The sequence below is a fragment of the Cobetia sp. genome, from assembly GCF_983723665.1.
Genome location: NZ_CFDJES010000004.1, coordinates 18518 through 29465, shown reverse-complemented (window position 1 = coordinate 29465; position 10948 = coordinate 18518). Strand labels below are relative to the sequence as shown.

General features: G+C 62.2%; 8 protein-coding genes. 3 read left to right on the top strand and 5 right to left on the bottom strand.

The features are described from left to right. Positions 1 to 489 precede the first annotated feature (489 nt). Positions 490 to 1518, top strand: a complete 1029-nt coding sequence (locus tag AC4FAH_RS01030) for a porin (RefSeq protein ID WP_153636386.1) — start codon at positions 490 to 492, stop codon at positions 1516 to 1518. Between the two features lie 243 nt (positions 1519 to 1761). Here AC4FAH_RS01030 and AC4FAH_RS01025 read toward each other — a convergent pair whose 3' ends face one another. The 5 genes from AC4FAH_RS01025 to edd form a co-directional block, all read right to left on the bottom strand. Continuing rightward, positions 1762 to 2745 carry a carbohydrate kinase family protein gene (locus AC4FAH_RS01025; protein WP_054555573.1) on the bottom strand — a complete coding sequence of 328 codons (984 nt, stop codon included), beginning with the start codon at positions 2743 to 2745 and terminating at the stop codon, positions 1762 to 1764. Next, positions 2745 to 4427 (bottom strand): glucose-6-phosphate isomerase, encoded by a 1683-nt coding sequence (pgi, locus tag AC4FAH_RS01020; RefSeq protein WP_054555572.1) that lies wholly within the window; start codon positions 4425 to 4427, stop codon positions 2745 to 2747. The genes AC4FAH_RS01025 and pgi overlap by 1 nt, the downstream gene beginning before the upstream one ends. A 204-nt stretch (positions 4428 to 4631) precedes the next feature. Then, positions 4632 to 5510, bottom strand: coding sequence for a D-hexose-6-phosphate mutarotase (locus tag AC4FAH_RS01015; RefSeq protein WP_153636385.1), 879 nt, complete (start codon positions 5508 to 5510; stop codon positions 4632 to 4634). Positions 5511 to 5547: 37 nt separating this feature from the next. Then, positions 5548 to 6564: a glucokinase gene (gene glk / locus AC4FAH_RS01010; RefSeq protein ID WP_153636384.1), complete on the bottom strand. Its 1017-nt coding sequence runs from the start codon at positions 6562 to 6564 to the stop codon at positions 5548 to 5550. 55 nt (positions 6565 to 6619) lie between these two features. Further along, positions 6620 to 8470 (bottom strand): phosphogluconate dehydratase, encoded by a 1851-nt coding sequence (edd, locus tag AC4FAH_RS01005; protein WP_054555569.1) that lies wholly within the window; start codon positions 8468 to 8470, stop codon positions 6620 to 6622. Positions 8471 to 8835: 365 nt separating this feature from the next. Here edd and gap point away from each other — a divergent pair, with 365 nt between their 5' ends. Both gap and AC4FAH_RS00995 read left to right on the top strand, forming a co-directional pair. Next, positions 8836 to 9840, top strand: coding sequence for a type I glyceraldehyde-3-phosphate dehydrogenase (gene gap, locus AC4FAH_RS01000; protein ID WP_043331416.1), 1005 nt, complete (start codon positions 8836 to 8838; stop codon positions 9838 to 9840). Positions 9841 to 10535: 695 nt separating this feature from the next. Further along, complete coding sequence (locus AC4FAH_RS00995) at positions 10536 to 10928, top strand: hypothetical protein (RefSeq protein WP_225347129.1); 393 nt, start codon at positions 10536 to 10538, stop codon at positions 10926 to 10928. Positions 10929 to 10948: the final 20 nt, after the last annotated feature.

The following is a 10948-nucleotide window of genomic DNA, read 5'->3' as shown; positions in this document are numbered from 1 at the left end:
TTGATGACCGATATTGATAGCAGACTCATGAATGAATCATTGGCACAGGGACGGTGCCTTTCATGAAGATAAAGCTGAGAGGAAACCACAACTTGGCATCAGACAAGCACAGCAGTTGACGGGTATTTGTTCTGCGACTTTTGTCGCAAGCGAGGTTTTTCCACAATGAATCCGGGATTAACGCTCAGCGATGCGCTCGGTGATGCAGGAATCCGCGTCAAGACGCATGGTTGTCATGAATCCTTCATTCTTGAGCCCTAGAGTATGCTCACGCCAGACAACCGACCGATGGATAGGTTCAGGAGTGGTGATCGAAAACAGTGTTTTTTTCTGTTGCACATCCTGAAAGCCCGGTATATGGTTTCCCTGCGAGCATTGGATAATAACTAGGCCACAGAGTTTTAGAGGCGTCATCAAGCGCCCGGAACCTTGGTCACTGCCATCGGCAGACACGATCGAACAGTTAACGCTAGTTAAGGAACTATCGCGATGAAAAAGACACTTCTGGCTACTGCCATCGCCGGCGCTGCTGCCCTGGCTGCTACTTCTGCTTCCGCTGCTACTGTCTACAACCAGGACGGTACCAAGCTGGACATCTACGGTAACGTGCAGCTGGCATACACTTATGTCGACCAGCTCGGCGGTGATCCGGAAAGCGAACTGGGTGACAACGGTTCTACCTTCGGTGCCAAGGGCGAGCACAAGATCAACGACGATATCGTTGGTTACTTCAAGGCTGAGTGGGAATACGACGCTGACGAATCCAAGGGCGGCGGCAACGGCCTGAACGATGGCGACCAGTCCTACGTCGGTGCCAAGGGCTCCTTCGGTGACGCGCGTATCGGTTCCTGGGATCAGCTGATGGATGACTGGATCCAGGATCCGATCTCCAACAACGAATACTTCGACCTGACTGACTCCAGCTCCCAGATCACTGGCGACAGCCAGACTCGTGAAGGCAACAAGCTGCAGTACATGTCTCCGGTCATGGGCGGCATGCAGTTCGCCGTCGGTTCCAACTTCGAAGGCGATGGCGAAGACGAGAACATCACCGATTCCAATCAGGCGTCCTTCTTCGCTGGTGCCAAGTACACCGTCGGCGGTTTCTCCCTCGCCGCTGTGTATGACAACCTGGACCAGTTCGAAGCCACCAACGGCAGCGACATCGGTGACCAGTACGGTATCACCGGTCAGTACACCGTCGATGCCCTGCGTATCGCCGTCAAGGCTGAGCGTTTCGCGGGTGAAGAAGATGACACCGACGTCGACTACTACGGTATCGGCGCGCGTTACGGCTACGGCATGGGCGACGTCTACGGCGGCTACCAGTATGTCGACGCTGAAGACGCTTCCACCGTGGCTACTGAAAACGGTGGCGACGACAGCTTCAACGAATTCAACCTGGGTGTGACTTACAACATCTCTTCCGCGATGTACACCTACATTGAATACGCCCAGTACGATCGTTCTGGCGATGCTAGTGACGGCGCTGCAGTCGGCATCTACTACGGCTTCTAAGACGTCTTCAATCGTCTAGCAAGCTAACGAAAGCCGGTCCCTCAGGGCCGGCTTTTTTACGTCTGTCTCTTCTGTGATGACTGACTCCCTGTCCGATGAAGGGAGGGTAGCCAATGCGCAAGCATTAGCGTCATGGTCACGAAAAAAGCCCCTTTGATCTGATGATCAAAGGGGCTTTTATCATGCGCCTCTCAGGGAAATGATGGCGCTGGCGGATAACCTGTCAGCGCAATTATCCGGCCATCATTTCATGGCGTCGAGATCTTCACGCTTGGGCAGTGCGGCATAGGCGCCCGGGCGAGTCACGGCGAAGGCACCGCAGGCTGCAGCACGCTCCAGTGCGGCGTTGAGATGACTCTCGTCTTCGCACCAGTCGCTCAGGTTGTCGGCATTGATGCCGGCTTCGCTGAGGGCTGACAGGAAGCCGCCGATGAAGGCGTCGCCACCGGCCGTGGTATCGACCGCCTTGACGGTGGGCGGCGTGATGCTGACGGTCTCGATGTCGCCGCTCTGCTTGCGCACCAGGGCACGGATCACGCCCGGGCCATCGGTGAGCACGATCAGGCGCACACCGGCTTTCAGGCGCGCTTCGAGCCAGTCGGTCTGCGGCTGACTGCCGGTCAGTGCCTCGACCTCTTCCTGGGACAGCTTGAGGATATCGGCGTTGTCCAGCAGGCGCGTGACCAGGGTCACATCGACCTGCTGGTTTGGCCACAGGTTGTGACGCAGATTGGCATCCACGCTGACCAGAGAGCCTGCAGCACGTGCGCGTGACGCCAGCACGAAGCTGGTGTCCGCGATGCCGGCGTCGGTCAGGCTGTTGCTGCACAGGTGGAAGATGGCGGGGGTCGCGAACAGCTCAGGCCCGGCGTGCTCCGGACGGAACAGCAGGTCAGCGGCCGGCGGACGATAGAAGTCGAAGCGGCGTTCACCCTCTTCATCGCGAGACACGAAGGCGAGTGCGGTGCGCGCATGGCTGGTGCGCTTGACGTGATCCATCTGCACGCCATGAGCGCTCAGTTCGTCGTGCAGGAAGTCACCGAAGCTGTCCTGACCCAGCATGCCGACGAAGTGACTCGGCAGGCCGAGACGGGCACAGGCCACCGCGACGTTGGCCGGTGCGCCGCCCGCGTAGGGCGTGAAGGTTTCCTGCTCGACGGCCTGGCCGCCGAGCTTGTTGGAGAGCATGTCGACGAGCGCTTCGCCGAACGCGATTACCGGAGTCATCAGGAGGAGGTTTCCTTGCGAGTGGTCGTCGTGGAGCCTTTGGCTTTCTTGCCCGGCTTGTCGTTGCTGTCATCCGCCTGGGTGGCGCCACCGGCAGGGAAGTGCTCGCGGACCAGCGCCAGCAGGCCCTGGGTGGACGGATCGAAGGCCTTCACGTCGGTATCGATACGCGCGCTGATTTCCCCGGCGATGCGCTTGCCGAGCTGCACGCCCCACTGGTCGAAGGAGTTGATGTTCCAGATCACGCCCTGCACGAAGACCTTGTGCTCGTAGAGGGCGATCAGTGCGCCGAGGTTGCGCGGGGTCATCTCATCCAGCAGCAGGGTGCTCGACGGGCGGTTGCCCGGGCAATTGTAGTGCGGATCGAGGTTGCTGCCATCCTGGCTGCCTTCCATGAAGGCGTTGGCCTGCGCCAGCATGTTGGTGATCAGCGCGAAGTGGTGCTCTTCGGTACCCGGCTCCGGCTTCAGCGAGGCGATGAAGTCGATGGGCACGTAGCGCGTGCCCTGGTGCAGCAGCTGGAAGAAGGCATGCTGGCCGTTGGAGCCGGTCTCGCCCCACACGATCGGGCCGGTCTTGTAGTCCACCGGACGGCCGAAGATGTCGACTGACTTGCCGTTGGATTCCATGTCCAGCTGCTGCAGGAAGGCGGGCAGCTGATGCAGGGCCTGGTCGTAAGGCACGATGGCTTGGGTCTCGGCGCCCATGAAGTTGATGTACCAGATGCCGATCAGCGCCATCAGGACCGGCATGTTCTCGGCCATCGGCGCATTGATGAAGTGCTGGTCCATCTCATGGGCGCCTTCCAGCAGCTCCATGAAGCCTTCATAGCCGATGGACAGGGCGATGGGCAGGCCGATGGAAGACCACATGGAGTAGCGACCGCCAACCCAGGCCCAGAATTCGAAGACGTTCTCTTCGCGAATGCCGAATTCCTTGGCCGCCTTGCGGTTGGTGGAAGCCGCGACGAAGTGGGCACCGACGTCGGCATCCTGACCGGCGTGCTCCAGGAACCAGCGGCGCGCCGTCTTGGCGTTGAGCAGGGTTTCCTGGGTGGAGAAGGTCTTGGTGGAGACGATGAACAGCGTGGTGGCAGGATCCAGGCGCTTGAGCACCTTCTGGATGTGGTTGCCATCGACGTTGGAGACGAAGTGGAAATTGATTTCCGGGTGGCGATGCTTGAGCAACGCACGGCAGGCCATGTTGGGGCCCAGATCGGAGCCGCCGATGCCGATGTTGACCACGTCGCGAATCCGCTGGCCGTCGAAGCCTTTCCACTCACCGCTGCGCACGGCTTCCGAGAAGGCGCGGATCTGCTCGCGCGTCTTGTGGATTTCCGGCATCACGTCCTTGCCATCGACGATGACCGGCGTGTTGGTCTGGCTGCGCAGTGCGGTGTGCAGCACCGGGCGATTCTCGGTGACGTTGATGATGTCGCCGGAGAACATCTGCGCGCGACGTTGAACGAGTGCAGAGTGCTCAGCCAGTTCGACCAGCGCCTCCATCACCTCATCGGAGATGTGGTGCTTGGAGTAGTCGAGAAACAGGCCGCCGACGCGCAGGCTCATCTTCTCGAAGCGCTTGGGATCCGCCGCGAAGTAATCGCGGATGCGGTCGTTGCGGGTCACCTCGCCCAGCCGGGTCAGCGCCTGCCAGGAAACACTACGGGTCAATTGCAGCATGGAAGTGTCCATCGTATGGGTTGTTGAAGTTCATCGGGGCGGGTCGCATTCTGTGGCGGCCCGACGCACGCTTGCAGGCGAGGCGAAAGTCACTGTCAGTCGGGAGTCGTGTGGATGACACGATTCAGGCGCCGAGAGCTCTCGGTTGGCCGACAAGGTGCGCAAGGTGCCGGCCACGCCGTGAGTCGCGTGGCCGGCTGTCATTCACTCGCCGCTTGCCTCATCACCGCTCAGCGGTGAGATGTGCTGAGCCAGCAGATGCTGAGCGCCCGGCGGCAGCCAGACCGGATCGAGTCGCGTGCAGGCGGTCTCGACACACAGGAAGCTGCGCGCATTCTCGACGCTGGTGTCGGCCGGCGGCGCGTCACCGGGATGCCAGACCACCGTGGAGTCAGAGCCCTGCTTGGCGATGCGCAGCTGACGCTTGCCGTCCTCGAGCACCTGAACCTGGCTGGTCTGGTAGATGCGGTCCAGCGGGCCGCGCACGCCCAGTTCGCCCTGCTGGTCGAAGCGCGAGAAGTCCTGGCTCTTGTCCAGGTAGCTGGCGCCGGCCAGACCAGTGACGCGACACTCGAAGGCATTCGCCACTGCGAAGTAGGTATGCAGCGCGCCGGTCATCTTGATCGGAGCCTCGCCACGGTTTTCCGTGATCAGCTCGACCTTGAGGAAGCGGCGGCTGGCAAAGATCACCACGCGCGGAGAGAGGGCGGCATGCAGCGCTGAGACCGGTGAGGCATGGATCTCGACGCCTTCCTCTTCCTCGTCCACCGCATCGATGCGCCAGTCGGCCTTGCGAGCGGGGCCGTGCAGTTCGCTTTCGCCCTCGGGGAACTCATCCGCGAACCAGGGCCAGCACAGCGGAATGCCGCCGCGAATGCTGCCCGGCAGGGCGGCGGGCGTTTCCGTCACCCACAGCCAGGGAGAGTCGCCCGTCGGCTGATAGTGCAGCACCTGAGCCCCCTGGTGGCAGACCACCAGCTCGCCCCACTCCTGGTTGAGGATCAACAGCGAGCGGCCCTGCCATTCGACAGTGCGTTGGCCAGCGGTGTCGGCGATCAGTGCGCGCAGACTTTCGGGGATCATCTCGAGCTACCTCGATGGTTCAGGAGGTTGCGATGCATCATGCCACCTCTTCATTGTGCAGAGCCTCGGCGGCGCCCAGCAGGCCGGTCCACGGCGCGGTCACCACCCAGGTGGGTATCGCGGCATTGTAACGGCTCAGACGATTCTTGTCGGTGAAGGCGTGGCGGAAATCGCTGCGTATCAGCAGATCCAGGTTGCGCGGCAGCACGCCACCACACAGATAGACCCCGCCGCGCGCCCCCAGCGTGAGTGCTGCATCGCCGGCGACCGCGCCAAGAATCTTCATGAAGCGCATCACGGCATCAAAGGCGAGGGCATTCTGCGGTTCATCGTGATGCAGGTGCTCATGCGCTGCCTGGCTGACGCTGGCCGCACTGTCGAGGGGAGTCGGCAGGCCGCGAAGCTCGCCCAGGGCCTGATAGATCTCGAGCATGCCCTGGCCACACAGCAGGCGCTCCACCGAGACGCGACCATGGCGACGGCGGAAGATGCCGAGCAGGCCATCCTCGATCTCGTCGGTGGGGGCGAAGCTTGCATGCCCCCCTTCGGTCGCGAGAGGAATCCAGTTGTGCGTGCCGCGCACCAGACCCGCGACACCCAGGCCGGTGCCGGGGCCGATCACCAGGCGTGGCGAGGCCGCATCGCCACTACCTTCGGTGAGCTCCTCACCGATGGCCAGACGTTCGCTGGCCTCGATGTGGGGCACGCCCAGCGCCATGGCGGTGAAATCATTCAGGCACTTGAAGCGCTCAAGCCTCAATGATTCGCGCACCTCGCGCTTGAGAAACGTCCAGTGATTGTTGGTCATGCTGACGCGTTCATCATGCACGGGGCAGGCGAAGGCCAGGCAGGCCTCGACGGGTTGCTCGGCCTCTGACAGGCCCAGCATCCGATAGTAGGCCTGGATGGCCTCCTCAAGCCCGGCATGCTCGGCGCAGGCGAGCGTCTGGATGTGCTGCAGGGTGTGGCTGCCCGGCTGGACAAGTGCCAGCCGGGCATTGGTGCCACCGATATCGCCTACCAGAGCAAGGCGATGGGAGGTGTCGCGGGTCATCGTCCGGCATCCTTCCTTTGCGTCAGTGCCTCAGGAGAGTGACAGGGTGCGCCCATCACATCAGGTCGTGGCCGCTGCCCGGCAGGTCGCCGTAGCCAGCAAAGCTGGAGGCGCCTTCCTCGGCACCGCCGACCAGTGAACGCATGCCGGAGAACAGCTCGCGGCCCAGGCCGTGATGATAGCTGTCGCGAGTGATGGTCTCGGCCTCGCGCTCGGCCCATTCGGCTTCATCGACCAGCGCTGTGAGGGTGCCGGCATTGGCATCCAGGCGGACCACGTCACCTTCGCGCAGGCGTGCCAGCGGGCCGCCGTCGAGCGCTTCCGGCGTCATGTGAATGGCGGCCGGGACCTTGCCCGAGGCGCCAGACATGCGGCCATCCGTCACCAGTGCGACCTTGAAGCCGCGGTCCTGCAGGATGCCGAGGTAGGGCGTCAGCTTGTGCAGTTCCGGCATGCCGTTGGCACGCGGGCCCTGGTAGCGCACCACGGCGACCATGTCCTGCTCCAGCTCACCGGCTTCGAAGGCGGCCTTCATCTCATCCTGGTCGCTGAACAGCTTCACCGGCGCTTCGACGAGACGATGCTCTTCCTTGACGGCAGAGACCTTGATCACGCCGCGGCCGAGGTTGCCGTCCAGCACGGTCAGGCCGCCTGTCGGGGCGAACGGGTTGGCCACCGGACGCAGCACATCCTCGTCGAGGCTGTCGGTGGGGCCGTCCTTCCAGACCAGCTTGCCGTTCTCGAGGAAGGGCTCGCGGACATAGCCGGCCAGGGTGCCGCCGTCCTGGGTGGGGATGTCGTGGAGCAGACCCGCCTTGAGCAGTTCACGGATCAGGAAGCTCATGCCGCCGGCCGCCTGGAAGTGATTGATGTCGGCCTGGCCGTTCGGGTAGATGCGCGTCAGGCTCGGCACCACCGCGGAAAGCTCGGTGAAGTCATCCCAGGTGATGGTCACGCCCGCTGCGCCGGCCATCGCGACCAGGTGCAGGGTGTGGTTGGTGGAGCCGCCGGAAGCCAGCAGGCCGACCATGGCATTGACGATGGCGCGGGCATCGATCTGGCGATAGAAGGGACGGTAGTCGCCGCCGACTTCACTGTTGCGGATGGTCTGCTCGGCGGCGTGACGCGTCAGGGCTTCGCGCAGCGGGGTGCCCGGATTGACGAAGGACGCGCCCGGCAGGTGCAGGCCCATCAGCTCGACCATCAGCTGGTTGGAGTTGGCGGTGCCATAGAAGGTGCAGGTGCCCGGGCTGTGGTAGGACGCGGACTCGGCTTCCAGCAGCGCATCGCGGCCGACCTTGCCTTCGGCGAACAACTGACGGACACGCGCCTTCTCGTTGTTGGGCAGGCCGGAGGGCATCGGGCCGGCCGGCACGAACAGCGTCGGCAGGTGGCCGAAGCGTGCGGCGGCGATGAACAGGCCCGGGACGATCTTGTCGCACACGCCGAGGAACAGGGCGCCATCGAACATGTTGTGCGACAGGCCGACAGCGGCGGCCATGGCGATCAGGTCGCGGGAGAACAGCGACAGCTCCATGCCCGGTTGACCCTGGGTCACGCCATCGCACATCGCGGGCACGCCGCCGGCGAACTGGGCGGTGGAGCCCATCGCCTGGACAGCTTCCTTGATGATGCGCGGGTAGTCCTCGAACGGTTGGTGGGCGGACAACATGTCGTTATATGACGAAATAATGCCCAGGTTGGCCGAGTTCATCAGCTTGAGACGATTCTTGTCGGTCTCGCCACAGGCGGCAAAGCCGTGCGCCAGGTTGCCACAGGAGAGCTCGGAGCGGTGTACACCGCGGCGCTGCTGGCTTTCCATCAACTGCTCATAGGCGGCGCGGCGTTCGCGGGAGCGGTCGATGATGCGCTGGGTCACGTGCTCTACGGTCTGGTTGACTGACATGCTCTTACCTCATGTATCAGGCGGCGCAGGGCGCCGAGGCTGGCGAAAGAAAGCGTTTCCCGCTGTGTGGGCGTGCTGCTATCCGGCGACGCTATCCAGTGGTGATGGCGGTGTAAAGCCTCTGGCCTCACTCGTGTCGCGTCGTTCGGTTACCGGGGTAGCCTACAGTAGCGCGTCATGGCGCTCGAGAAACGGTTTTGTTCGGAATATTCGGTAAATTTAACAAAAAAACTGCTTGAAGACTGGACGACTTTCGGCCAAATTATGGGAAAAGCGTGTAGGATAATTTCACGGAACGCATTGCAGGCTTTCGTTCCTGGATCAGGTCTGGTCCTGCACCCGCCATACGCCACAGGAGTTGAGTCATGACATTACGCGTCGCCATCAATGGTTTTGGTCGCATCGGTCGCAACGTGCTGCGTGCGCTGTATGAAGGTCAGTACAACGATCGTATCCAGGTCGTCGCTATCAATGATCTGGGTGATCCGAAGCTCAATGCTCACCTGCTGAGCCGCGATACCGTCCACGGCCGTTTCGCCGAGACTGTCTCGCACGACGAAGAGAATCTGTTCGTCGGTGACGACAAGATCCGCATCCTGGCCGAGCGTGACCCGGCCCAGCTGCCGTGGTCCAGCCTGGACATCGACCTGGTGATGGAATGCACCGGTCTGTTCACCAAGCGTGCTGCCGCTGCCAAGCACATCGAAGCCGGCGCCAAGCGTGTGCTGATCTCCGCGCCGAGCGGCGATGCCGATGCAACTGTCGTGTTCGGCGTCAACGAAGATGTGCTGAAGGCCGAGCATCAGGTCGTTTCCAACGCGTCATGCACCACCAACTGCCTGGCGCCGGTCGCCAAGGCGCTGAATGATGAAGTCGGCATCGAGAACGGCCTGATGACCACCATTCACGCCTACACCAACGATCAGAACCTGTCGGATGTCTACCACTCCGACCCGTACCGTGCCCGCAGCGCGACCCATTCCATGATCCCGACCAAGACCGGTGCCGCCGCGGCGGTGGGTCTGGTGCTGCCGGAACTGAACGGCAAGCTGGATGGTCTGGCGATCCGCGTGCCGGTCATCAACGTGTCGCTGGTCGATCTGACCTTCACCGCGTCGCGTGATACCTCCATCGAAGAGATCAACGCCATCGTGGCCAAGGCCGCCGAAGGCTCCAGCGTGCTGGCCGTCAACGAGCTGCCGCTGGTGTCCATCGACTTCAACCACGATGCACACTCTTCCACCTTCGACAGCAATCACACTCGCGTCAGCGAAGATCGCCTGGTCAAGGTCATGGCGTGGTACGACAACGAGTGGGGCTTCTCCAACCGTATGCTCGACACTGCGTTGGCAATGCAAGCCGCCAAGTAAGCGCTTGGTGAGTCCCGCGCGGCCTTTGATCCCTCATCGATCAACCGACAAGGCCGCGCGGGACAGCAAGAATTCGGGGGCCTGTCAGTCTGTCGGCAAGACAGGAGGGCAGGCTCCCAACAGGTGAGGACGAGTGGCCCGAGGATTCTCGCGTCGCGCTCAGGCTCCACGGACAAGGCAATGCCATTCGTCCCCTTTGAATCGGTGGTCGGTCAGGGTTGGCGCCAAGACCGGCTTCGATGCTGCTCGGAATGACATCGCGTCATCCATTTTTGAACCTCTCCCAATGGGAGAGGTTTTTTTTGCGCACCACGAAAGTGCGGGAGGTGCTTCAAGGCGCAAAGTGTCGTTGTCTTGCGTCAATGGCGTGACCTTATGGCAACTTTTCTGAGCACGATCGCGACAGAGTTGGGTCAGGTGGTGTGAAACGTGCACTGATACGTCGAGAAAGGTGGTCAACATGTCGTCATCGTAATTCACGGTCGAGTGAAATTAGCGAAACTGTGGCGGTGTGTTACACTTCGCACCTGTTGGCCTTGCGTCTATCAGTGAGCCAGGTCATGACAACGTCAAATCATGCAGGCGGCCCTATGGCCTGCGAGTGATCCATTGTTGTGCGCAATTCAGGGAAGGTATTGCCACACTGCCGCACACTCTCCGGCAGTTATCTCGACTTCCACAGCAGGCTGTCTCAGATGCACGATGCCATCCGCGAAGCTCATGAATTGATCGGTGCTACCTTGCGCGACCCGCGTACCCAGCGCGAGGGCAAGGTCGTGGGTATGGACCTGGGGCGTGAGCAGCCGGCGATCTATGTGCTATGGCAGGAAAGTGTCGCAGCGGAGCGCATCGGCATGGAGCCGGATGATTTTCGCGCGTTGCTCGAGCACCTGCGGGCGCGCCTGCCGGTCAAGGCGCCTTCCGCCCAGCAGGACAAGGACAGCAGGCAGTCGCGGCGTCACAAGCGCAAGGCCCCGCGCGCTACCGCCCAGCCGGCTGGCGAGGGCAACGACGGCCGCAGCGGCGCACCTGATGCCCCGTCCTCCGCGCTCATCGACGATGCCATGCCGCGTTCCGCGCAAGGCTAGATCTTTCCAGGCCAGCTCTG

Bases quoted from the DNA above. Each gene is read 5' to 3' on its own strand.
- AC4FAH_RS01030 (WP_153636386.1), top strand. From the start codon at position 490: ATGAAAAAGACACTTCTGGCTACTGCCATCGCCGGCGCTGCTGCCCTG.
- AC4FAH_RS01025 (WP_054555573.1), bottom strand. From the start codon at position 2,745: ATGACTCCGGTAATCGCGTTCGGCGAAGCGCTCGTCGACATGCTCTCC.
- pgi (WP_054555572.1), bottom strand. From the start codon at position 4,427: ATGCTGCAATTGACCCGTAGTGTTTCCTGGCAGGCGCTGACCCGGCTG.
- AC4FAH_RS01015 (WP_153636385.1), bottom strand. From the start codon at position 5,510: ATGATCCCCGAAAGTCTGCGCGCACTGATCGCCGACACCGCTGGCCAA.
- glk (WP_153636384.1), bottom strand. From the start codon at position 6,564: ATGACCCGCGACACCTCCCATCGCCTTGCTCTGGTAGGCGATATCGGT.
- edd (WP_054555569.1), bottom strand. From the start codon at position 8,470: ATGTCAGTCAACCAGACCGTAGAGCACGTGACCCAGCGCATCATCGAC.
- gap (WP_043331416.1), top strand. From the start codon at position 8,836: ATGACATTACGCGTCGCCATCAATGGTTTTGGTCGCATCGGTCGCAAC.
- AC4FAH_RS00995 (WP_225347129.1), top strand. From the start codon at position 10,536: ATGCACGATGCCATCCGCGAAGCTCATGAATTGATCGGTGCTACCTTG.